The organism is Sulfitobacter sp. SH22 (assembly GCF_965641905.1).
Taxonomy (GTDB): Bacteria; Pseudomonadota; Alphaproteobacteria; order Rhodobacterales; family Rhodobacteraceae; genus Sulfitobacter.
Window position 1 is genome coordinate 2,880,792 of the sequence record NZ_OZ282573.1, and the last position, 24,700, is coordinate 2,905,491.

At 55.8% G+C, this 24,700-nt stretch carries 17 protein-coding genes; 2 read left to right on the forward strand and 15 right to left on the reverse strand.

Annotated elements, in window-relative coordinates; translation table 11 throughout:
- Positions 1 to 15 precede the first annotated feature (15 nt).
- The 12 genes from ACSQ13_RS16170 to ACSQ13_RS16225 all read right to left on the reverse strand — a co-directional run bounded on the left by ACSQ13_RS16170 (position 16) and on the right by ACSQ13_RS16225 (position 18,191).
- Positions 16 to 2,145, reverse strand: coding sequence for a polysaccharide biosynthesis tyrosine autokinase (locus ACSQ13_RS16170; RefSeq protein ID WP_295507994.1), 2,130 nt, complete (start codon positions 2,143 to 2,145; stop codon positions 16 to 18).
- Positions 2,146 to 2,383: 238 nt separating this feature from the next.
- Entirely contained in the window at positions 2,384 to 2,947 is a 564-nt protein-coding gene (locus ACSQ13_RS16175) for a PqiC family protein (RefSeq protein ID WP_295507997.1), read from the reverse strand.
- Between the two features lie 3 nt (positions 2,948 to 2,950).
- The gene (locus ACSQ13_RS16180; RefSeq protein ID WP_255200200.1) at positions 2,951 to 5,035 is read right to left on the reverse strand and encodes an intermembrane transport protein PqiB; all 2,085 of its coding nucleotides are present in this window, start codon (positions 5,033 to 5,035) and stop codon (positions 2,951 to 2,953) included.
- 1 nt (position 5,036) lies between these two features.
- Positions 5,037 to 5,633, reverse strand: coding sequence for a paraquat-inducible protein A (locus ACSQ13_RS16185; RefSeq protein WP_176250449.1), 597 nt, complete (start codon positions 5,631 to 5,633; stop codon positions 5,037 to 5,039).
- 11 nt (positions 5,634 to 5,644) lie between these two features.
- Positions 5,645 to 6,292 (reverse strand): paraquat-inducible protein A, encoded by a 648-nt coding sequence (locus ACSQ13_RS16190; protein WP_176250398.1) that lies wholly within the window; start codon positions 6,290 to 6,292, stop codon positions 5,645 to 5,647.
- 126 nt (positions 6,293 to 6,418) lie between these two features.
- A complete protein-coding gene (locus ACSQ13_RS16195) occupies positions 6,419 to 7,741 on the reverse strand; it encodes an aspartate aminotransferase family protein (protein WP_176250397.1) in 1,323 nt (440 codons plus the stop codon).
- A 24-nt stretch (positions 7,742 to 7,765) separates the two neighbouring features.
- Positions 7,766 to 8,737: a C45 family autoproteolytic acyltransferase/hydolase gene (locus tag ACSQ13_RS16200; RefSeq protein WP_295508006.1), complete on the reverse strand. Its 972-nt coding sequence runs from the start codon at positions 8,735 to 8,737 to the stop codon at positions 7,766 to 7,768.
- Positions 8,738 to 8,755: 18 nt separating this feature from the next.
- The gene (locus tag ACSQ13_RS16205; RefSeq protein WP_435988125.1) at positions 8,756 to 10,216 is read right to left on the reverse strand and encodes a biotin carboxylase; all 1,461 of its coding nucleotides are present in this window, start codon (positions 10,214 to 10,216) and stop codon (positions 8,756 to 8,758) included.
- A gap of 17 nt (positions 10,217 to 10,233) precedes the next feature.
- Positions 10,234 to 12,972, reverse strand: a complete 2,739-nt coding sequence (locus ACSQ13_RS16210) for an aminotransferase class I/II-fold pyridoxal phosphate-dependent enzyme (RefSeq protein WP_176250394.1) — start codon at positions 12,970 to 12,972, stop codon at positions 10,234 to 10,236.
- 79 nt (positions 12,973 to 13,051) lie between these two features.
- On the reverse strand, positions 13,052 to 14,170 hold the full coding sequence (locus ACSQ13_RS16215) for a carbon-nitrogen hydrolase family protein (RefSeq protein WP_176250393.1): 1,119 nt from the start codon (positions 14,168 to 14,170) through the stop codon (positions 13,052 to 13,054).
- Positions 14,171 to 14,340: 170 nt separating this feature from the next.
- Positions 14,341 to 17,109, reverse strand: coding sequence for a TRAP transporter permease (locus ACSQ13_RS16220; RefSeq protein WP_295508008.1), 2,769 nt, complete (start codon positions 17,107 to 17,109; stop codon positions 14,341 to 14,343).
- Positions 17,110 to 17,231: 122 nt separating this feature from the next.
- Entirely contained in the window at positions 17,232 to 18,191 is a 960-nt protein-coding gene (locus tag ACSQ13_RS16225; protein WP_295508015.1) for a TAXI family TRAP transporter solute-binding subunit, read from the reverse strand.
- A gap of 445 nt (positions 18,192 to 18,636) precedes the next feature.
- Between ACSQ13_RS16225 and ACSQ13_RS16230 the strand changes: the two genes are divergently transcribed.
- Positions 18,637 to 20,253: an FMN-binding glutamate synthase family protein gene (locus tag ACSQ13_RS16230; protein WP_295508018.1), complete on the forward strand. Its 1,617-nt coding sequence runs from the start codon at positions 18,637 to 18,639 to the stop codon at positions 20,251 to 20,253.
- 116 nt (positions 20,254 to 20,369) lie between these two features.
- Here the strand turns inward: ACSQ13_RS16230 and gabT are convergent, their stop codons facing one another.
- The gene (gabT, locus tag ACSQ13_RS16235) at positions 20,370 to 21,680 is read right to left on the reverse strand and encodes a 4-aminobutyrate--2-oxoglutarate transaminase (RefSeq protein ID WP_435988255.1); all 1,311 of its coding nucleotides are present in this window, start codon (positions 21,678 to 21,680) and stop codon (positions 20,370 to 20,372) included.
- Between the two features lie 254 nt (positions 21,681 to 21,934).
- Between gabT and ACSQ13_RS16240 the strand changes: the two genes are divergently transcribed.
- Positions 21,935 to 22,486 carry a cupin domain-containing protein gene (locus ACSQ13_RS16240; protein WP_295508024.1) on the forward strand — a complete coding sequence of 184 codons (552 nt, stop codon included), beginning with the start codon at positions 21,935 to 21,937 and terminating at the stop codon, positions 22,484 to 22,486.
- A gap of 21 nt (positions 22,487 to 22,507) precedes the next feature.
- Here ACSQ13_RS16240 and ACSQ13_RS16245 read toward each other — a convergent pair whose 3' ends face one another.
- Together ACSQ13_RS16245 and ACSQ13_RS16250 are read right to left on the reverse strand one after the other, a co-directional pair.
- Positions 22,508 to 22,666, reverse strand: a complete 159-nt coding sequence (locus ACSQ13_RS16245) for a hypothetical protein (protein WP_176250388.1) — start codon at positions 22,664 to 22,666, stop codon at positions 22,508 to 22,510.
- Positions 22,667 to 22,977: 311 nt separating this feature from the next.
- A complete protein-coding gene (locus ACSQ13_RS16250; RefSeq protein ID WP_176250387.1) occupies positions 22,978 to 24,699 on the reverse strand; it encodes a sensor histidine kinase in 1,722 nt (573 codons plus the stop codon).
- Position 24,700: the final 1 nt, after the last annotated feature.

Genomic DNA, 24,700 nt, shown 5'->3' on the forward strand with positions numbered 1-24,700 from the left:
CGACACCCGGTGGCGTCAGGTTTCGTAATAGCCCTGGCCATACGCGGCATATGCACCGCCCTTGGCACCATAGCCGTATCTTTTCATGCCCTTTTCATCAATCTGACCCAGAACAAACCCGGTAATACGCTGATTGGAATTGTGGAACATCCGCATGGATTCGTCCAATAGCGCCTTGCTGGTGCTGTCCCATTTCACCGAGAACAGGATCGCGTCAGCATTCTGGGCAATGATCCGCGCGTCGGGAACAACCAACACTGGCGGCGTATCGATGATGATAAAATCATATTGCTTGCGCATCTCGGCGATGAACGTCTTGAAGGTATCGGACGAGAAAATATCCGCCGCGTTCACGCTGGTTTTTTCACCCGCCAGAACATCCGCTTCAAAACCCTTTGGGCGGTGAATGGCATCGGCAAAATCAATTTCCCGGTTCAACACGGACGCAATGCCGACTTTTGGCAGGGAGGGGAAATATTCGTTCAACGTCCGGCGTCTGATATCACCTTCGATCAGCAGCACGGATTTCCCCAGACCGGACAGGAACTTGGCCAGAGCCAGCGAAACCGTGGTTTTACCCTCGCCGGGGATCGACGAAGTTGACACGATGACCTGAGGCTTCTTATCAAGATTCGACAACATCAAGGAGGTTCGCAGGTTGCGAATGGCTTCTGCTGCGGCCGATGTTGGCTTGTCCGAAAGATACTGCAACGTGTCCTGACGTTTACGGGTCGGGATCAGCGGTATTTGCCCCAGAACGGTATAACCTGTGTAGGCTTCCAGATCGCCCGCCGTGCGGAACGTGCTCATCCGGAACTCGCGCAGCAGCACAAGGCCGGAACCGATCATGGCCCCAAGGATCATGGCAAGCGCTACGATCTGCGATTTCTTGGGCGCGCTCGGGCGCGCGGGCACAACAGCATGGGACAAAACCCGGCTATCCGCTTTTTGAATGCCTTCCTGGGCGGATGTTTCTTTCAAACGGGTCAGGAAATATTCGTACAACAGCCGGGTTGCCTCGGATTCACGGGTCAACTGTTGCAGCGCAATCAGGTCTTGGCCTTGGTTCTCAAGCTGGCTGCCAAGCTCCGTTTCCGACAGGCGCAAGGCGGTCAATTGTTGCCCGGCCCGTGTGATATCTGTCTGCACGCGATTGATGATCGTCTGAAAGCGCAGATCAAACGTGTTCAGGTTCGCCGCAGATGACATCCCGCCACTGGCGATACGGTTAAGCGTCGCATCATTGGCCACGGCCAGTTTTTCGTCAGGCGTTTTGGCGGCGTTCAGCTCGTCCAGCGCTTTCTCAAGGCCAGCCTTGGTGATCTCGGCATTGGTGATCCGATCCCGCAGATCCTTGATCTGCCGCTCGAGTGCTTGCAATCCGTCAACAGAGACAAGCTGCGTTTGCGCGGTGAAATCCGATACTTTCTTTTCAGCGGTCTCCAACTGGACCTGCAATTCGGAAACCCGATTGCTCAACCATTCTGTCGCTTGCTCGGTTGCGGCGAACTTCACTTCGATCTGGTTCAAAATATAGATTTCGGACAGTGTATCAGCGATTTTTGCAGATTTGACCGGCGATTGGGTTTCAACTGCAATATTGAAGACCAGACTTTGCCGGATGTTGCTTACCGCAATTTTGCTCAGCAAGTTGGCAGTTACGTTATCGCGGATACGGTTCTTCTTTAGAACTTCATCCTGCGCGATTGCATCGGAACTGCTGGGGCGGATGATAGATTTGATCATGCCAATGACCGATCCGATCAGCGACGGTTCCCTCAAACTGCCGTTAAACTCCGGATCTTCGATCAGGTTTAGCCGCTCGACCACTTTTTCAGCCAAACCACGAGACCTCAACACCTCTACTTGGGTGTTTACCTCGGTGCTGTCGCCCGACAGACCGCCGGCAACGGATTGCAGGTCAACAATGCTATCCTGCTTTGTCTGCAAAATTACCACCGCAGTGGAGCGGTACATCGGAATTGCCACGAAATACGCATAGTAAATGGCCAGGGTCATTGCGATGCCGGTCACGATCGCGATCAGCCACTTTCCCCGCCATAGAGTCCCGATCAGGGCACCAATGTCGATTGTATCCTCTTCGGCTTCGGATCCGCCCTGAGGTTTCTGCAAAATATCGCGCATTGTATTCCTGTCGTTCTTCAAAAGGTGGCTCAATTCCGTGGAGGAAATCCGCCACCAAATCAATTTCAACCAAAGTTCGGCTCAGTAAAGTTTCATGTGCCAGCTACCGTGCTGATCCTATTGTCCTGCTAAGAATTGGCTACCCTGTCATATTTGGGGGACTACTAATGGCTTGGTCGGAAATTTCAACATAAAGTTGACTGCCACACACTAGTTCGCGTGACTTTCAGCGCTGCCATTACATCAACCCGTCTTTTGCAATAAATTCGGCCAGCTTGAGAATCACCTGCCCGCGTGCAGCGGCAATTCCGGCGGGGCCGCTCTTGGGGTCAAACGTGACGGTTTGATCGAACAGGCCCGACCGTTCCCGGCCACCGCCGGTGACGGCAACGAAATACTGGCCGGTTGCGCGGAACTGACCGGTTTCTGTCGCCAATAGCTCGGCAAAACGCAGCTCGAGCCGGGCATCGGGGTAGGCCTCAAAGGGCCACGGCTCGGATGCGATGCGGCGGTTGGTTAGGCGGGACAGGCTTTCACTCAGCTCAAGCGCGACGGCGCGTTCGGGCGCATCGGCCCACAGTTGATCTGAAGAGCTGACCAATGTGCCGTCATTTTTACGAATGTGGATTTCGTCGGCAGCTGCATAGCTGGGCAAGGACACATCGCGCACCTCGACCGATCTAAATGCAATGCGCACGGTTTCCGTCACAGGGGGGATCGTAACAGCATAGCGATCCACAGACCCGCAGGCCGCAAGCGCCAAGGCAAAGCCCAATGTTGCAATCGTTTTCAAAGCATTCATTTTTTAGCGTCCTAGCAGTAGCGAGTTTGGATTACGTTCAATGGTCCGCGCCAAAGAAGCAAGCGCGTCAGCCGCTTTTTGAATATCACGCAGTGTCTCTTGTGCGGTGCGGCTTATCTGTTCGCCTTGATCATATCCCTGAATTGTACGGCTGGCCTGATTGAACAGCGATGACAGTCGGTCAACGATTTGTGGCAGGTCTTTTGCCGATACGGCGATATTATCGGCGGCATTGCGTGCGGAAGCCAGGGTTTGGTTCACATTTTCAACAGCCCCGCCTTCACGCAGTTCTTGCAGGGTGTAATTCAGCTCGTCCAACGCATTTTTCAGCGATCCCGGCAATGCAATAGCATCAGGGGTACCGATAACGGCGTCGGCTGAACGGGTCAACGCGGTCAGCTCGTCCACCAATTGCTGCAACTCGATCTCGCCGGCTTTCGCGGCGACGGCCTGCATCTCTGTGATCAGTTCCGGCACGCCTTCGGTTGAGCTTGTGAACGCATCCGCGGCACCGGATACCGCGTCAACGGCATCCATCAACCGCCTGGCCATTTGCTCTTGCTCAAGCGTTGCGACCAGCGCTTCGACCCGCGACAAGGTCGCGTTCAAGGTAACCGGGATGTTTTGCACGGAATCCGATGCAACCAATCCGGTGACTTCGTTGATCAACGTCCGCACATCTTTGGGCGTCTGTTGCAATTCGTCACTGCCGATAAACGACTGGGCCGAATTCATCAGGGCAATGGCGCTGTTCAACAGCTCTTCGATGGGCAGGTTATTGATACGGGTGAACACACCTTCCACGGTTGCAGCCGCGTCAGAGGTTTCGTTTTTCGTTGTCGGCATGACAGGCAAACCATCAGGTGCCGCAACCAGCCGTGCCGTTGGCGCGCCTTCGACCGTCACCAGTTCAACCTTAAGGCCGCCGGTCAGCAGGCTGGCAGAGGCCAGACGCGCGCGCAAACCGTTCGCCACGCGGTCTTGCAGGAATTCCAGCGCGCTTTCTGCCGATACCTCGCCGGGAAGGCCAAGGCGCGCGGGCTGGATCGAAAGGGTCACATTCAAACGGACACGGCTGTCGCCAAACTGGTCGTAATCAACAATGCCGGACAATGCTTCGACCTGACCGATGTTCAGCCCGCTCAATTCAACTGCAGCCCCGACCGCAAGGCCCGAAACATTTTCATCAAAGATCACGCTTAGCTCCAGCGGATCGACGGCAGAGGAATTGAATACCGCGCTGCGGGCCTCTTCTTTGCTTGAAAAGATTTCAAACACGGTCCCGTCTTGGACCCGACCCCCGCCTGACACGAATGTGTCAAAGGTCACGCCACCCCCAATAAGTGTCGCGATGGATTGGAAATCGATTTCGGCACCGCTTGGCCCGATAGAGACGCTAAATCCGGAACTTTCCCAAAAGCGGGTGGATGTGTTTATCAGATTGCGGTGCTCTTCATAGATCAACGCCTCCACGATTGCGAAATTGCCAAGCGGTGCGATTTCGGCCTTGCCCAGACGGCCCACTTCGATGCCGCGATACAGGATCGGCGCGTCGTCTGTCAGTTGACCGTTCCCGACCGTACGAAACGCGATCTGCAAACCGTTCTGTCCCGCCCGGATCAGCGGCGCAGAGTCAGCCCCGCTAAAGCGGTTTTCAAAGGTGCCGATTTCGTCGTTCCAGGACCCTTCAATATAGACCCCGCTTAACACGGTACTCAGACCGGTAATCCCTTTGGCAGACACTTCGGGCTGCACGATCCAGAATGCGGCGCTGTTATCAATATAGGGTGCCACATCTTTATCGACGCGGATCGTGGCAACAACCTTGCCCAATCCCCGGGAGAACCCGACCGCTTCGACGCGGCCGACGGTCACATCGCGATACCGCAATTCGGTTTCACCCGCCTTGATGCCGGCACCCTTTTCGAATTCAACGTAAATTTCGGGCCCGCGCGCATTATAGCTGTTCCACGCGACACCCAGGGCAACCAAAAGCGCCAATAACGGAATGATCCATACGATCGACGCGCCGCTCAGGAATATCTTGCGTGCGGATTTGATCGACACGTCAGGTGGTGTATCAGTCATTTTAAACGGAGTCCCCATCCCTTGCCTGGTCATCCCAAATCATACGGGAATCGAAAGCCTGCGCCGAAAGCATCGTGAAGATCACGGAAAGTGCGAAAAACATGCTCGCGGGTCCGGGATTGATTGTTGCCAGTGTCTTGAGTTGCACCAGCGATGATAAAATCGCAACGACAAAGATATCGATCATTGACCAACGGCCAATGTATTCAACGATTTCATACATAAAATGCCGCGCGTGGTTTGACGCCATTTTACTGCTTTTGACGCTGATCGCCAAAAAGGCGATGGCCCAGAATTTTGCCAAAGGAATGACCACCGAGGCCAGCAAAATGATAAAAGCGATGCCGAATGCGCCGTGCTGGGCCAATTCAACGGCACCGCTGATAATCGTGCTTTCGTCTTTCTGAAACAACGTCTTGGTCTGAAGCATGGGATATAAATTCGCGGGAACATAGCACATCAGCCCCATCACCCAAAACGCCCAAACCCGCTGCAAGCTGCCAAAATCGCGCGACACCATTTTATGGCCACAACGCCCGCAGATTTGCGTGCCAAAAGGCCATGCCTTTGTGCAGCGCGTACAGGCCACAATGCCCATCTGGCGTGCGCTCAGGATTTTTTCGGGTTTTCCAGCGAATTCCATACCGACCATCTACAAATATAGTTGTCTTGGGCAACAACCAGAACCACCAAGCCGCCAAACATCCAGAACGCGGGGCCAAACCCCACCGTCGCCAGATCGGCAATCTTGACCAGCGCAACCGCGCAACCCAATGCGAAAATCTCTGCCATTGACCACGGGCGCAACGCCTCGGACAGGCGAAATGCCTGTATCGCGTATCGCGAAGGCGGCAGATCCAGCACAATCGGCACCAGCACATAAAGCGTGATCACCACACGTATCAGCGGCACAATCAGGATCAATCCTGCGGTCGCCAGGGCCAACATCAGCAAAGGCCCGCTGGAGAATGCCAGCGCCGCATCCATCACAGAGACCGAATTTTTGTTACCAGCCGCATCAATATCAAGAAACGGAAAGAACGCCGCGCCAATAATCAGAATGAAGGTCGCAAACGAGATCGCAATGATCTTTAGCCCGGCCTTGTGCCGTGGGGCGATCAGAACCGTATGACATTGCTGACAAATTGCCTTTTCGCCCATTTTCGGAATTTTCAGATGATACACGGCATCGCATTTCGGACAGACAATAATATCTGACAACGGCATGGATGTTTCATGATCAAGGGCGTCTTTCATGCTGGGCTTATACAGTGCCTTTCAGGGGTATAATATCCGAAACCTCACACGATTTAGTCATAGGGTTGCATCGTTTCACCATTTTTACGGGCGGTTTTCTCAACCGCAAAAACCCTGACCTGACGGTCAGGCCAGCGCTTGGGTGATGCTTTTACCCAGCTTTTCAACCAATTCGTCGATCTGCGCGTCGGTGATGATAAAAGGCGGGGCCAGCAGCACGTGATCTCCGGTTTTGCCATCAATTGTTCCGGACATCGGATAGCAGATCAGGCCATTCTCGAAGCCATGTTTCTTGATCTTGGCGGCGATACCACGGGACGGATCAAAGGGGGCTTTTGTCTCTCGGTCGGCGACCATTTCAACCCCCATAAACAGGCCACGCCCCCGGATATCACCAACATTCGGGTGCTGCCCAAAGGCAGCGGTCAACGCATTGCGCAATGTGTCGCCCTGCCGCTGCACATTGGACAGCAGATCGCGGCCCAGCACGGCAGAGACAACAGCAACCCCGGCAGCCGCCGCCGTAGGGTGACCGATATAGGTATGCCCGTGCTGGAAGAACCCTGTGCCGTCCTGGATGGTTTTATAGATATGTGCGGTACACAGCATGGCACCGATGGGTTGATACCCGCCGCCCAAACCCTTGGCGATACACAGGATATCGGGGGAAACACCCTCTTGAGTGCAGGCAAACAGCGCGCCGGTGCGCCCCATGCCGCACATGACCTCGTCAAGGATCAGCAAAACACCGTATTGATCGCAAATCTCGCGGATGCGTTTGAAATACCCCGGTGCAGCGGTCAACGCGCCAGAGGTCGCCCCCACCACAGGTTCCGCGATAAAGGCCATGACGGTCTCAGGCCCGACGCGCAGCAATTCTTCCTCAAGCAGGTTCGCGGCGCGAATGCCGTATTCTTCGGGCGTTTCACCGTCACGCTTCAGGCGGTATTCATAGCACGGGTCAATGTGGCTGATGTCCAGCAGCAGCGGCGCGAATTGCGCGCGACGCCATTCATTGCCCCCTGCCGACAGCGCCCCGATCGTATTGCCGTGATAGCTTTGCTTGCGGGCGATGATGCGGCCCCGTTCCGGCTCGCCGCGTTCCACGTGATACTGGCGCGCCAGCTTGAGCGCGGCCTCGACCGCCTCTGACCCGCCGGACACCAGATAGACGCGGTCCAGATCACCGGGGGCGTGTTTGATCAGCAGATCGGCAAGGGTTTCGGCAGGTTCAGACGTGAAAAAACCCGTGTGTGCATAGGCCAGACTGTCCAACTGCGCCTTGATCGCGTCGATCACCTCGACGTCGCCATGACCAAGACACGACACTGCCGCCCCCCCAGATGCATCCAGATATTGTTTGCCACTGGCATCGGTTAAATAGCACCCTTTGCCGCTGACAGCGACCGGCGGGAGGTTGCGGGTATGACGGGGAAAAATATGGGACATGGGCAGGCTCCTAGGGTGAAAGGGTCAGGCAGCACCGGGCAGCAGAACGTTACGCGACCCTTCTTCGAAAGTGTCGATGGTTTGGGACCAGACAGTGCCGGGCCAACGCAGTTCCATCTGACGTTTGCGGGGCCGGTACACAGCAGTATAAAGCGTTCCAAACCCGGCGTTAAAGGCATGGGAATACAGGGGCGGCTTTAGGAACGTGCCGATGAATTTTTCTTCGGGGTCGCGATGAAAGCGCAGCCGTTGCAACAAATAGCGTTCGCGTTCAACCGTCGCAGTGAAACGCGCGTGGCTGATCCATTCAACGGTTTCTTGATGGTTGGTGGCCACGGCGGCATTGGTGATGATTGTCTCGCGGTCGGGGGCCATAAACGCGGTCAGATACTTGCGTTTGCGGTCCAGCACAGTGACGTTATAGCTCATGTGGGTTGGGACGCGGGCCAATACTTCGCCCGCCTGTTCGGTGTTTTCGCACGTTTGCAGAACATAGCGCAGAATCAGCGGCACGCCAAATCCGACACCCACAACCCGCCTGCCGCCAAAGGTTAACGAAATCGACAGGCCCGCGTCATTCACGCCGTCCACCAACCCGAACAGCCCGTCCGACGTGCCCATGGCTTTGCGGCCTTGCCACCCCGTGTGCAAAACCAGACTGTCAAAGGCGTTGGTGTTATAATCATAATTGCGCACCAGCACGGGTTCCCTGCCGCCCCAAACCGCCTGACTGCACCCCGAAAGGTAAGGGGGCGGGCAGTAGAAGCTTAGGAACCGCGCTGCCAGATCGCCGCCGCCTGCTTGTTCGCACAGTTCTTCGTAGAGCGGGATCATCTCGGGCATGTGCTTTTTCAGCGCACGCACGCATTCGGCATAGGTCGGGCGCACGGATTCACCCTCCTTCAGCCACCATTTACGGTAGTGAGGCCAATATTCGGCGAAAAGCCCGGCCCATTTGGGACCGGGCGTTTCTTCTGATATCGCACGCCAAAGCATGTGCTGGCCTCTCGAACCTTAGAGGATTTTAAAAGCCGGGTCTGAAAACGCCGGACCTGCCTCTGCCACTGGCAAAGGACGGCCGTGAACCGACTGCTTGATGCCGTGAATCCACTTTTTCGCGCGTTCATTCAACTGGAATGATTTGGTCATCGACCGGCCACGGGTCACAAGGATGCCAATATCGGCCCCTTCATAGCGGTAATCGCCGGGCTGGAGGATGCGCAAAAAGAACGCTTCGTTTTCGGATTCAACCGCACGACGGTGATAGTCAAACCGGTCAAACACCACACGACCGTCTTCAAGCATCTTGTAGATGCCGGTTTCAGGCGCATCGCTACAGATATCGACGCTGTCATCGGTGTGCTTGATCACCATCTGCGACCAGCCATCGATCATCGCAGGATCGGCCCAACGGTTGTTCAGCTCTGTTGTGTCCAGATTGAATTTCTTTTTCGAGAATTCAAGCAGGTGGAACAGGAACAGAGGGGCATCGGCATGGGCGAAAGCCGCGTGGTTGGTCATGGAGGACGCGCCGGTGATGCGCGGGTTCAATTCGCCCAACCAAAGATCGCCGGTCTTTTTGTCGATCAGGAAATCGAGCTCGAAATAACCACGGTAGCCTTCCTTGCGCAGCTGTTCACCGAATTTAAACGTCAGTTCACGGGCCTTCTGGCGCACTTTCGGTGGGAAGGCGGTCGGCAGGATTTCGTTACCACACCAGCCACCCCGATAGGGTGTGAGGTCTTTGAAACCAACAAGTTCGGTCATCAACGGGCCAACGATCGTGCCTTCTTTGGTGGCACAGGCCTCGATCGCGGAACCACGGCAATCGATGCGCTTCATGATCTTGATCTCGCCCTCGCCGACGATCTCGGATTCGTGACGGCGGAAGTCGGCCTCGGATTTGATGAAGAACGTGGTGTGGCCACTGTCGCCAAAGGCCGATTGCAGCACCAGATCGTGACCGATACCCGCTTTCTCACAGGTTTTCTTGAGGTCTTCGTAATCCTTAACCTCGGCCAGCACGTTTGGCACCGACGGCACGCCCGCCTTGTTGCCGATGCGGACGGTTTCGATCTTGTTGTCCATCTTGGTGCGCAGCTTGGCCTTGGGGAACCAGACTTCGGCACCCAGCTCTTTCGACAGACGCTCGGTTTCTTCATCGAACATCAGGAACACGAACTTGGGCTTGCCACCGCGGCGCTTGATAAAGTCGATGACTTCTTTGTGCTGCAACAGATAGTTGTTGATGTCTTCGATGCTTTGGAATTCGGCATGGGGCTGTTCGGACGGGCAGAACACGTTCGGGTGCTTGCCGCCGTAGCAGTCGATGTAGCAGATATATTTAAAGTTCTTCACCCATTCATCGAGACCCAACAGGTTAAAATTGGTCGCCGAAATGAAATAGATCGGGTCTTCGTTTCGGTGAAAGAACCGGCGGATTTCCGAGATATTCTTGAGAACAGTCGTGGTCATAGGTTTGGGTCCTTTTCTTATTCAGGTGAAGACGAAAGATTTTTCTTCCGCACGCGTTTCAGCGCTGCTTCGGTAAAGACGCGTAGCCCCAGATCGGGGCGGTAGCCGTGTATTTCGCTGACATCCAAGGCACGCATGAACGACAGGATTTCCTGGCTGACGACCTGCCCGGGGACAAGGATCGGAAAGCCGGGAGGATAGGGGATGATAAAGCTGGCCGACACCACGGTTTTACCCGCATCCATCGCCTCGCGCAGGGTGCCGTCAAGATCCAGATAATCCGTGTTCTTTTCCTCATAAGCGAGGAAGAAGGCGGTGCGAATATCCCCTTCCGACGTCACGCTATCGGTACGGAACGCATCATGAAAACGACTGAAATCAGGCAGCGGCGGATAGTTTTCCATCAGGTTCGCCACGCGATTGTCGAATGACCGGCGCTCCATCTTGCTGGCGTCATCCAGTAGATCATCCAGCGATTTGGCGATCTCGACCAAAACCTCGATCAGATAGGCAACGCTGGACCGAGTCGTGCCGATGTTGGTCATGAACAACACGGTGTTGCGCGATGTCTTGTTGATCTGGATGCCGTATTTATCCATCAGGATATCGGTCTTGAACGTGTCGCCGTCCCAGCCTGTCCCGCCAACCAGCAAGGTCACACGGCTGGCGTCCAGAACGAACTGGTCTTTCTCCCAGCAGTCCCACATGTCGGTCCAGCCCTGTTCCTGATCGTAATAACTGGTCACCCCGCTTTCGCGATATTCTTCGGGGATCATGTCACCTGCGGTCAGCACCTTGAAGTATTTCGACAGCAGCGGATGGTCGGCAATGGCACGCCGCATCGAAAGCGCCGCTTCGATCTGGCGCTGGACGAATTCGAACCCTTCCAATTCCACCTGACGCCGGCCCACATCCAGTGACGCGATGATCTGGTAGTTCGGCGATGTAGACGTGTGGGTCATATAGGCTTCGTGGAACGACTGTTCGACCTCGCCCTTGAAATCCTGATCGTTGACGTGGATCATCGACCCTTGGCGCAAAGATGTCAGCGTTTTATGGGTCGATTGCGTGGTATAGACCCGCACCCGCGACTTTGGCGGCGGGATCAGGCGCGTGTTCATCAGCGTCTCGTCATCCGCGTCTTTCAGCTCGGCCTGTTGTTTTTCGTAGGCTTCGGCGTGCTTGGCGGATTTGAACTTTTCGCGCAGGGTGTTGGCGGCGTTCATGCCGGTGCGCTGGCGATAGGTCGGGTTGAACCGGGCAAAGGCAAACCACGCTTCGTCCCACAGGAAGATCAGGTCGGGCTTGATCGCCAGACATTCTTCCATGACGCGTTCGACGTTATACACCAGGCCGTCAAAGGTACAGTTGGTCAGCAGCAGCATGCGCACCTGATCCAGCTTGCCCGCCGCTTTCAGCGCCAGCAACTGGTGCTTGATCTCGCGCAGGGGCACAGCGCCATACATGGAATATTCGTTCAGCGGATAGCTATCAAGGTAACAGACCTGCGCACCGGCCAGCACCATGCCGTAATGGTGTGACTTGTGGCAATCGCGGTCGACCAGCACGATATCACCGGGACGTACCAGCGCCTGAACGACAATCTTGTTGCAGGTCGACGTGCCGTTGGTGGCAAAGAACGTCTGCTTGGACCCGAAAGCCCGCGATGCCAGTTCCTGCGCTTCCTTGATGGGGCCGTGCGGTTCCAGCAAGCTGTCCAGCCCCCCCGAGGTGGCAGAGGTTTCGGCAAGAAAGATGTTCGGGCCGTAGAACGCACCCATGTCCTGAATCCAGTGCGACCGGGTGATCGACTTGCCGCGGCTGATCGGCATGGCGTGGAAAACACCGGTTGGCTGTTTGGAATATTCGACAAGCGCCGTAAAGAACGGCGATTTGTTACGTGCCTGAACACCGCGCAGAATATTCAGGTGCAGTTCCATAAAGTCTTCCTGATTATAGAAAACCCGACGGCAGATCCCCAGATCAAGACCGGCGATATCTTCGACCGACCGTTCGGTCACCAGATAGGCATCAAGCTCGGGGCGCACTTTGGCGATCATCCGGCACAGCTCGGGGCCGTAGTTTTCCGGCTGCAACTTGTCGATCTCTTCCTGACCGCCTGCACGGGCCAGATACCGCGTCAAAATCGACTCGTCGTTTTTGGATTTCAGCGTCAATCCGGGACGCACGACAATGGCTTGAATATTGTGGTTGAACAGGACTGCGATCAGCGCGTCTTCGATGGATTTAACGACCACGGCCTCGTAATGAAACGGGTCTTCCGACCGGCGCATGCGGCTGACGTTGGATTTCAGCCAGCGTTCCTGCTGGTCGTTCACATCATCAACGATCAACACTTCGAAATACGGCTTGGTCAGGGCGCGCGCCTCGGGAGAGAGCATCGCTTCGTCATCATGTTCGTCGTGGTCAATGCTGTCGCGCTCCAGCGGAATCGACCGGCGGCGATAGGCCCCTGTGGTCAACGCGCGGGTGATGCGGTTGACGGCAAATGACAGATCTTCAAAGCTGTTGTGGTTCAGCATCCGTTGCAGATGCTCGAACGCGGGCATGCCCGGAAACGCCCAATAAGGTTCAATCAGCGCAAGCGACGCGAACAGAGCCTGGCATTTGCTCCGCAGCCTTTCGGTCTCTTCTTTGCTTGGGCCACGGGTCAGGGCCATGCTGGATTCGCGCAAGGCGCTCCACCGGTCTGATCGTAACTGTATAGCCGACGAATAGTCGTTCATAGAATGCATCAATCGTACTCCGCTATGGGCGTTTGGCTGCTGCATGCTATGACCCGACCAAAGAATGGTCGGGTCGAAATGCCTCAGCTTAGCCGCTGGATGTTTCTCCGCTGCCAGCATGAATGCCCGGCTTTACGGGTGGAATGGGTGTCTCTGCGGGGGCAACCGCATGAGCATGAGCGTGGACGTCGACCGGAACGGTCGCTGTTCCGGCAGTTGGGTTCGGCAAGGGTTCGGGTGCAAATTCAGGCTGAACCGACGCGAAACCGGGCTGGGTTTCTTGGCCCTTGAAAACAGGCGCATCGGGGATCCGTTGCGCGGGCACATCAACATGCAGACCTGCGCGGGTCCCCTGATGGGGCACCTCAAGCGGGCCGAGCGTGTTCAGATAGGCATCCGTTCCGCTGCTGCGATCATAAACCGAAAAATCGGTCGAACGGTCGCGGAAGGATTTCAGAACCTGACCCAGACCCTTCATGCCGGTTTCACGCTGACGACGGACCATCGACAGGTCGACCTCGATCGGGAACATGTCTTCCTGGCCAGCGGACTGGTGCAGAACCATGGATGTGGGATCAACAACCAGAGATTTGCCAACGCCGCCTGCGCCCAAACCGTTCACGGCGAAAACATAGCACTGGAACTGCGCCGCCGTGGCACGCGCGATGGCCAGTTCGGCATCGCGGTCGGTTGTGCCGGTCAACACAGGTGTCAGCAAAACTTCGACGCCCTGGCTGGTCAGTTGGCGCGTGGTTTCGGGGAACCACATGTCATAACAGATCGACAGGCCGAAACGGCCCACTTCCGGCACGTCGAATACGCAGAATTCTGTGCCCGCAGCGATGCCGGATTCGTAAGGCCGGAACGGAAACATCTTGGCATAACGGCGGATGATCTCGCCTTCGGGGTTGATCACCACGGCGGTGTTGTAAACGCGGCCGTCTTCGGGGTTTTTCAAGAACATAGACCCCGGAATCAGCCAGACCCGATGCTTGCGCGCCGCAGCTTGAAACAGCTCAAGCGTTTCATTTTCCTGCGGCAGGGCAAAGCGGTCCAACGGGCCAAAAGGGGCCAGTTCCGAAAACAGAACCATCTGTGTCCACGGAAAACGCGCCATCAGGATATCAAGCCGGTGGATCATACCCGCGACGTTGGATTCCAAGGCGTTCACGTACATTTGCACGCCGGCAATTGCGAAAGGTGTCATAACTGGTCACTCCGTCCAAAGGGGCTGGTCTGGCGGAAAACATCCCCGCCAGAAGCCCAAGTTGAACCGTCCATATCCCGTCTGTTCAGGATATTAAACAGGTGACATGCTGGTGCCCTCAGCGCCCTGTGCATGGCTTCTATGCGTAACTTGCACATCGGTTTTTTTGCTTAAACTGCTGCGGTCTTGCGGGAGCCGCGCGCGTTGCGGCCCCGTTGCAGCAAGACAACCAGCGCAAGCAACAAAAGCGCAGGGATAAACATCCAGTATTTGCTTGGTGTTGGCACAGGCTTGAGCACGCGCAGCACCTCTTGATCCCAGTCCAGACCGGCGGTCGACGCCGGTGAATTGTACAGCACATCATCAATGATCATCTTGTCGCCATCCATGCGCGTCACGATACCGGCAGCTTCCAGCTTTTCCTCGCCCGTGGTGCCCGCACCGATCGGCAGCAGCGCCACGAATTCGATCGGATCGCCCAGATCACCAACGCCGGACACGCGCAGGCGCAAGTCTTGGCCAATAGGTGTATCGGCTGCGGCCTGCACGATCTCGGCCGGGGCTTCCTCAAGATAGGGTGGGAAGACCATGTCCATCCAGAACCCCGGACGGAACAGCGTAAAGGCGATCAGCAGCAGGGCAATCGTTTCGTAGAAACGGTTTTTCGCCAGGAACCAACCTTGGGTCGCCGCCGCGAACAGCAGCATTGCAAAGGTCGCGACAATGAAGACGAATATGCCTTGGAACATGGTCACGTTGATCAGCAGCAGTTCGGTGTTGAAGATGAACAGGAACGGCAAGGCGGCGGTGCGCAGCGAATAGAAGAACGCGACCACACCGGTCTTGATCGGATCACCACCGGATACAGCGGCAGCGGCAAAGCTGGCCAGACCCACAGGCGGCGTCACATCGGCCATGATGCCAAAGTAGAACACGAACAGGTGCACAGCGATCAGCGGCACGATCAGTCCGTTCTGCTGGCCCAGTGTTACGATGACGGGGGCAAGCAACGCGGACACAACGATATAGTTCGCTGTGGTCGGCAGACCCATGCCAAGGATCAGCGACAAGATTGCGGTCAGGAACAGGATTGCAAGGATATTGCCGCCCGACAGAACCTCGACCACATCGGCAAGCGCTGAACCAACACCGGTCTGGCTGACCACGCCCACGATGATACCCGCCGTCGCCGTGGCGATACCGATACCGATCATGTTGCGCGCACCGACGACCAAGCCGTCGATCAGGTCTTTCAACCCTTCGACCACATCATTGGCGAATTTGCTTTCGCCGCGGAAAATCGCCATCAGCGGACGCTGGGTAACAAGGATGAACACCATATAGGTCGTCGCCCAAAAGGCCGACAAACCGGGCGACAAGCGGTCAACCATCAGCGCCCAGACCAGCACAACGATCGGCAGGATAAAGTGCAAACCGGACCGGACCGTTGGGCCAGGCATTGGCAAACGTGTGACAGGCGCGTTCGGGTCGTCCAGCTTGAGCGGCTCTTCTTTTGAACCGATATAGAGCAGGGCAGCGTAAACGGCTGTCAGCACCCCGAAGATGATGTAGCCCGCGCTGTTGGGGAATGCGGGGCGCAACCAGCCCATACCATAGTAAACGGCAAAGCTGAGCGCACAGATGCAAGCCACGATAAACGCGGAAACCAGCAGGCGTTGGATGATGGGTTTGGGGGTATAGGGGCGTTCAAGGCCGACCATACCGGCCTTCAGGGCCTCAAGATGCACGATATACACCAGCGCGATGTAGGAAATCACCGCTGGCAGAAACGCGTGTTTGACCACGTCGAAATAGGGGATACCGACATATTCAACCATCAGGAACGCGGCCGCGCCCATAACGGGTGGCATGATCTGGCCGTTCACAGACGAGGCAACCTCGACCGCGCCCGCCTTTTCAGAGCTGAACCCGACCTTCTTCATCAACGGAATCGTAAATGTACCCGTGGTCACCACGTTCGCGATGGAGGACCCCGAGATGAGGCCCGTCATGGCCGAAGAAACAACGGCAGCCTTCGCAGGCCCGCCCTTCATGTGACCCATCAGGCTGAACGCCACCTGAATGAAGTAATTGCCCGCGCCAGCTTTATCCAGCAATGCGCCGAACAGAACGAACAGGAAAACAAACGAGGTTGAGACACCAAGCGCGATACCGAACACACCTTCGGTGGTGATCCACTGGTGGTTCACGATCTCGGACAGGCTGTTGCCCTTGTGTGCGATGATGTCGGGCATGACCGGACCAAGCACGTTGTAGATCAGAAACACGGACGCAACGATCATCAAGGCAGGCCCAAGCGCGCGACGGGTCGCCTCGAGCAGGATCATGATGCCGATGACGAAAACAACGGTGTCTTGCATGTTTGGCGCACCGACGCGGCCCGAGATTTCACGGTAATAGACGAATAGATACAGGGCAGAAGCAGCCCCGACGACGGCCAAGATCCATTCCCAAACCGGTATGCGGTCTTTGGGGGATCCCAGAACAACAGTGGCGACAACAGCAATGGCAACCAGCGGAATCCACCATGTCGAAACGCCATCTTTGGCACCGACCATGAACAGATAGGCCAGAATAATGGGAACCGCGACGCCAAGGCCCAGTTGCACTTTGGTGCGGGCGGCAGGGAATGCGGCGATCCCCAGGAAAATAGCAAAGGCAAGGTGGATCGAACGGGTTTCGGTGTCGTTGAAAACACCCCAACCCACAATAAAGGGAACAGGTGACGCGATCCAAAGCTGGAACAGCGACCATGCAAGGGCGGTCATGGCAAGGAAAACACCAACGCCCCCTGTCGCAGAACGGCCACCGGTATCAGAGGAAGCAACCAGCTCATCCAGTTCCGTTTGGCTCAGGCCACCTCGGCCTGCGGCTTCGGCTTCGACGGCGGCGGCTTGCTGTTGATCGTTGTTTGACATGTTACGTCCCCTTGGCGGCCCCGTCTTAGGACAGGTGCACTTTTATTATCTTTGGGTAGATCGTCGGTAACGCAGGGCCGGAAGCGGGGCGCGCCCGCTTCCGGTTATTTTAGAGGGGTGGATTACTCCATCCAGCCACGCTCTTTGTAGTACTTCACAGCACCGTCATGCAGAGGGGCGGACAGACCATCCGTGATCATCTCTTCTTCCTTGAGGTTCTCAAACGCGGGGTGCAGCTTCTTGAAGCGGTCAAAGTTGTCGAAAACAGCTTTTACAACTTCGTACACAACATCGTCGGCAACATCAGAAGACGTCACGAAGGTTGCTTTCACACCAAAGGTTTTCACGTCGCTGTCTGTACCTTTGTACATGCCACCCGGGATCGACGCATAGGCGTAGAACGGGTTGTCAGCGACCAGCTTGTCGATTGCTTCGCCCTGGACTGGAACCAGCTTGGCATCCACTGTGGAAACGGCTTCCTGGATCGACCCGTTCGGGTGGCCAACGGTGTAGACGATTGCATCAACCTTGTTGTCGCCCAGTGCGGCGGCTTGCTCGGCTGGCTTCAGCTCGGATGCCAATGCAAAGTCATCCATTGTCCAACCCTTGGCGGCCAGAACGACCTCCATCGTGGCCAGCTGACCGGAACCGGGGTTGCCCACGTTCACGCGCTTGCCCTTAAGGTCGTCAAAGCTTTCGATGCCTGCATCGGCACGTGCAATCACGGTGAACGGTTCGGAGTGTACAGAGAAAACCGCACGCTCTTTGTCGAACTTGTCGCCTTCGAACTGCGAGGAACCGTTATAGGCGTGGAACTGCCAATCGGACTGGGCAACGCCCATGTCCATGTCGCCGGCCTTGATCGCGTTGATGTTGGCGATGGACCCGCCTGTCGAAGGTGCCGTGCACTTCAGACCGGTTGTGGCGCTGTCACGGTTAACCAAGCGGCAGATCGACTGACCCACAACAAAGTAGACGCCCGTTTGGCCGCCTGTACCGATGGTGATGAATTTTTCCTGTGCTGTCACAGCTGTACCCGCAAGCAGTGCGGAAGCGATAGCGATGGACTTGAAAATCGTCATTTTAAGTCTCCCAACTTTTTCTCAGAACCCCCGTCATTGTGCGCGGGGTTTCAATAATACCTCGAATGAGCGCAGATATTCAGGCGTAAAACAAGCAAATTTATCCCGCAAAAAGGGTTGTTTTGCGCTGCATGACAGCAACTGAACCTTTACCGGCCCGCTTGCTGCGCATTTTGCACAATCGCGCGTATGCGTTGGATTTAATACCCACACCTTCCAGTCGCTCCGGATCAATACGGACTAACCAATTGTTTTTAAAAACATATAGGAAAATTATTTTCACCCACTAAACCCCGATAATTTCCAGACGTTGAAAAAATCAAACGACCGGATTTCATATCTGACGGGGTAAAAGATGATCCGTTCGTGAATTCTCAAGTTTTTATGCTATAGGCTGTATCAACCTTACCGAATGCCCATCAAATGCCCATCCGCAGGAGCAAATATGAAAAGAATCTCTTCCCTCGCCCGCTTTGGTACGTTCGCGGGGGTGCTGCTTTTAGCCTTGCTGTCGCTTATCCTTTTGATCACCTGGTCGCTCTGGTTCATCGTGCCGCTTGTCCTGTTCGGGGTCCTGTCGGCGATGGGCGTCTACGACGTCATTCAGGAAAAACATTCCATCCTTCGCAACTATCCGGTGCTCGGCCACATGCGGTTCTTCTTTGAGGGGATTCGCCCGGAAATCAGACAATACCTGATTGAATCCGATCAGGATGAAGAACCCTTTAGCCGCGACGACAGGTCGTTGGTCTATCAACGCGCCAAGGGTCAAGAGGACGCCCGGCCCTTCGGGACCCGGATGCGGGTCTATGATGCGGGCTATTCCTGGGTGACCCACTCTGTCCAGCCCGTCCATATTGAAAACACTGATTTTCGCGTCCGTATCGGGAACAAGGATTGCAAACAGCCCTACGATGCGTCGATCTACAATATCTCCGCGATGAGCTTTGGATCGCTTTCCGCAAACGCCATCAGCGCCCTGAACAAAGGTGCCAAGATGGGCGGTTTTGCGCATGACACAGGCGAAGGCGGGGTCAGCCGTTATCATCGCTCCGGCGGGGGTGATCTGATCTATGAGGTCGGTTCGGGCTATTTCGGCTGCCGCACCGATGACGGGCAATTCGACCCCGAAAAGTTCAGGGATCAAGCCAGTAGCGATCAGATCAAGATGATCGAGGTTAAACTAAGCCAAGGCGCAAAGCCGGGGCATGGCGGCATGTTGCCAGCCTCGAAGATCAGCAAGGAAATCGCAGAGGCGCGCGGCGTGCCGATGGGGCAGGATTGCGTGTCCCCTGCGGCGCATTCGGCATTTACAACGCCGATCGAGATGATGGATTTCCTGGGTCAACTGCGGGACTTGTCGGGCGGCAAACCGGTGGGGTTCAAGCTGTGCATCGGCCACCAGCGTGAATTCATGTGTATGGTAAAAGCGATGCTGGAAACCGGCATTGTCCCTGATTTCATCGTGGTCGACGGCACCGAAGGCGGCACCGGGGCTGCACCGCTTGAGTTTGCCAACCATGTCGGTATGCCGATGGTCGAGGGGCTTACCTTTGTGCACAACACGCTTCGGGGTGCCGGCATTCGCGATCAGGTCAAGCTGGGCGCGGCGGGCAAGGTCGTATCGGCCTTTGACATCGCGCGGGCCTTGGCCTTGGGGGCAGACTGGTGCAATTCCGCGCGCGGTTTCATGTTTGCGATCGGCTGTATTCAGGCGCAGGCATGTCACACGAACCATTGCCCCGTTGGTGTCGCAACACAAGACCCCACCCGCCAACGCGCGTTGGATGTCGGCCACAAAAGCGAACGCGTTGCCCGGTTTCATCGCAATACCCTGAAAGCGTTGGGTGAAATGACAGGCGCTGCGGGGCTGGAAAACCCGAGTGAGTTTCTCCCCCGCCATATGATGCTGCGCCAAGGCGACAAAAGCATGGTGCAAGGCGACGAGGTCTATGGCTACCTTCCCGAAGGGTATCTGCTTGATGGCAAGGCACAGGACTACAAGGGCAACAAAACCCGCTGGAGCCGCGCGCAGGCTTCGAGCTTTGTGCCCTTCGATTAACGCAGACGCCGGAATTTTTCAAAATTCCGGACCGTTTTCTTTGAAAGAAAACGTCCACAAACGCAAAAGGCGCGCTGGTTTCCCGGCGCGCCTTTCTCAATTCGGGTGATCCCGGCTTATTCAGCCATTGCAGCCTGAACAGACTCTTCGAATATGGCCAGGCCTTCTTCGATGATTTCATCCGACGCCGTCAGGGGCACCATCACACGGATGGCATTGCCATGCATGCCACAGCTAAGCAGCAACAGGCCGCGCTTCATCGCATGGGCGATGACACGTTTGGTAAAGCCGCCGTCAGGCGCTGCTGTTTCAAAATCCGTCACGAATTCGACTGCAACCATAGCACCCAAACCGCGGATATCCCACATGCGGAACGGTGCGGAGCGTGCGCCGATCTCGGCAAAGCGCGCCTTGAGGTGATCACCCATCGACGCTGATCGCGCCAGCAGGCCTTCTTCCTCGATCGCGGCGATGGCTGCCAAGGCTGCGGCGCAAGCAACAGGGTTGCCGCCATAGGTGCCGCCCAAGCCGCCCGGGGCCATTGCATCCATCACATCGGCACGGCCAATCACGCCCGCCAGAGGATAGCCGCCCGCCATGGATTTCGCCACGGTGATCAGGTCAGGCACAACGCCGGAATGTTCGATTGCGAACCACGTACCTGTGCGGCCGAAACCGGCCTGTACTTCGTCAGCGATCAACAGGATGCCATGTTCGTCGCAGATGTCGCGCAGTTGGCGCATCATGTCGAATGGGACGGGGGTATAGCCACCCTCGCCAAGTACGGGTTCGATGATGATGGCAGCAACACGTTCGGGCTGCGCATCTGTCAGGAACAGGTTTTTCAGGCCGGTAATCGCATCCTGCACGGTGATACCGTCACGCTGGGACGGGAAAGGCGCGCGGAAGATGTCGGACGGGAAAGGACCCACGTCTTTTTTGTAGGGCGACACTTTGCCAGTCAGGCCCAGCGTCAGCAGCGTGCGACCGTGATATCCGCCGGAAAAGGCGATCACACCGGGGCGACCCGTTGCAGCGCGTGCAATTTTAACAGCGTTTTCAACCGCTTCGGCACCTGTGGTGACCAGCAGCGTCTTTTTCGGCATATCACCGGGGGCCAGCGCGTTCAGTTTCTCGGCCAGCTCGATATAAGGGCCGTAAGGCACAACCTGAAAGCTGGTGTGGGTGTACTGGTCTTCTTGGGCTTTTGCTGCCGCGATCACCTTTGGGTGACGGTGGCCTGTGTTCAGCACACCAATACCGCCAACGAAATCGATATAGCGGTTGCCTTCAACATCCCAAAGCTCTGCGTTCTCGGCGTATTTTGCATATATCGGCGCGGCAGAGGCAACACCACGTGGCACAGCCAGTTCGCGGCGGGCAATCAACTGCGCATTTGTTTCAACTGTCACGTTCGCTTGGAGCATATCTGGGACCACCGTGCTTTTGGCCGATTTCTGTGCAGCGCCTTTGCGGGACTGCTTTTTGACTGTGCTGGACATATACAATTCCTTTTGTAGGACGCAGGTGTTGCGTTTAAAATCCTCTTATTGCGTTTAATTTAATTGTCAATGAAGTTTGGTTTGCCCAGATGGGTAGAGTCGAGGCGCGGCTAAAATTCGCCTGTGATCGCACGCAGATACAGGTTAGAGGTCAGGAAAGAAAAATTCAGGGGCCAGACATGAACATCGGTCAAAGGCTAAGAACGATTCGCGAGGAGCGCGGGCTTTCACAACGGGAGCTTGCCAGTTTGGCTGGCCTAACTAACGGCACAATCTCGTTGATTGAAAAGAACAAAACCAGCCCGTCTGTCGCGTCGCTGAAAAGTTTGCTCGATGCGATCCCGATCAGCATGGCAGAGTTTTTCGCCACTCTCGAGGATCAGGAGACCCCGAAGGCCTTTTACCGCAAGAATGAATTTGTCGAAGTTTCGCCTTCAAGCGAGGGTCAGGTTTCCCTTCGCCAGCTTGGCAATGCGGAGCAGCACAGTTTGCAGGTTCTGCACGAAACCTATCAACCCGGCGCAGATACCGGGCCTGAATGGATCGTGCACGAGGGAGAAGAGGCCGGCGTCGTGATTTCGGGCGAGGTCGAAGTGACTGTCGATGGCATGATCGAGGTGCTTGGCGCAGGTGACGGCTATCTTTTTGATAGCCGGCTGCCACATCGTTTCCGGAATATCGGCGATACGGTCTGCGTAGTTGTCAGCGCCTGCACGCCGCCCAGCTTCTGAAAACAGGCGATCCGGGCCTGCCTACGTACCCGTCATGTTGTTGTTGTCGTCATCATCCGATCGGAAACCCGACCATCTGTTCTTGCGTTGGTCGCCGCGTCTGCGGGTCGTCAAGGAAATGATGGCGATGACAGCCAAGGTCAGGATCATCAAGGATCCGATGAACAAGTCTACTGTCACAGCTGCCTCCTTTCAAAATTCGTGTTTCAGGTCTCGGGGCCTCAACGGGCGTCACAGCTTATGGTTCCATATCGAAAATCGGGTTTCGGTCCCATTTTCGTGAACGCACAGCTGAAAATTCGCCGAAATATGGCTCGCGACATTATGGTTGGGCGCGGCCGACACGGAATATCGCCTTTATTTCAAGGCGTTTCGCATGATAATTCCAAAACTGTCGGTCAAGTTCTTTTGGCTCTTGAGCAGAGGCTGACGTATAGAAATAGTTATATATGTAACAATTCCGAGAGCGCGTTTCAGAGCGCAGATGCCCGTTAGTAATCGTAAACGATCTTGGATTTCTGCGGCACTGGGAATTCGACGGTCAAGGTATAGCTGTCGGCTTCTTCCAGCACTTGGAACTGCCCGTTCAACTGGCGCGAAAACGCATTGATCAGCCGTGACCCAAGTCCGGTACCTTCTTCGACTTCACCATGACCGGTCGAGTTTTTGACCGTCAGCAAAGCCATTTCTGGGCCAGTGTATTTCAAGCTAACCTCGATCGACCCTTTTTCGACCTGATCCACGGACACGTATTTTAGCGCGTTTGTAACGGCCTCCGACACCAGCAGCGTCAAAGGTGCCGCATCATCGGGGTCAAGCTGGATCGCTTCGTAATTCTGCCTGACTTTGATGCCCGACCCGCTGGGCAGGCCGACGCTCAGCAACTGGTTCACAATTTCATGCATCAACACGCCGCCATCGACACGCGTCAGGTTGTCGTTTTGATACAGGCTTTTGTGGACAGTCGCGAGGCTGAGGATACGGTCCTGAAGCCGCTGCAAGACGCGCTTGGCGTCGGGCGTTTTTGCCTGCCGGATCTGCATGTTCATGATCGACGAAATCAGTTGCAGGTTATTTTTGACCCGATGATGCACTTCTTTCAAAAGGATGTTCTTTTGGCGCAGGTTGTCTTCCAATTTGGCTTCGTCCCGCAGGATCGATTCCGCCATCCCGAGGAATGCTTCTTCCATGTCCACAATTTCGGTGGGAACAACGCCGCTCAGGGCGGTGCGTGGCAGCGTTCTGTTCAAAGCGAAATGCCGCATCTGCCGGCCAAGTTTGCGAATGTGTTTAATCGCCAGTCGGTTCAGCGCCCAAAACGCCACAACCAAGCTTGCGATCCACATCACAACCGGCAGCAACAGGTTCAACCGGGAAGCGGCACCGGCCTTCAGAAAAAGGGAATCAGGCGGCCAGACGCTCATGGCATAAACAACACCCGGAACAATGGGAAGGATCGCATAAACCCGGTCATCGCCTGCGCCATTGGTGTCACGGATCACCCGGCCCGATTGGCCAGTATACCACTTAAGCTCTTGAAAGGACGGGAGCTCTTTTTCTGCAAAAGCGCGATCATTTTCTGTGGTCAGGATGTCGCCATCAGCGTTGAAAGTCACCATCGCGGTGGGCCGGATTTCCAGGTCCGGCTCTAGAACCTGACGAAAGACACGTTCTGGGATCGACATATTTACAAAGCCCAGCAATTGATCTTCGACATTTAACGGCACGCTGACGATAAGCACGGGTTCTTTGCTGAAAGGGGGGGTCAACGACAAGTTTGCCGCACGTTTCTTATTATGCAGCAGCCTTTTGAAAATCACGTTTTCGCTCAGGTCCGCCGATGCACTCGACGAAACGCACTCCATCTTCCCGTCAGCAGCGACAAAGCTGACAATCGTATAAAGATTGGAGGATTCCTGATATTCACGTAAAAACGAGCTGCACGAGAAACTATCGGCCTTGATTAGGTTAACGACAGCCGCCAGCGCATCTGCAGCACCAAAGGCTTCCTGGATCAGACTGCTTTCGGTCGACGACGCCTGCTCTGTAATAGCAAGCAAAGACAGTTCGGCATTTACCATGTTCTGATCGGCGATCTCGCGGGTCTGCACCACCGAGATCAACCCGATCGGCAGCAACGCCAAAGACAGAAACAGCAAAACCCGAAAGGTCAGCCCCCGAAAGACGTCAGCACCAAGAAAACCTGAGGTCATC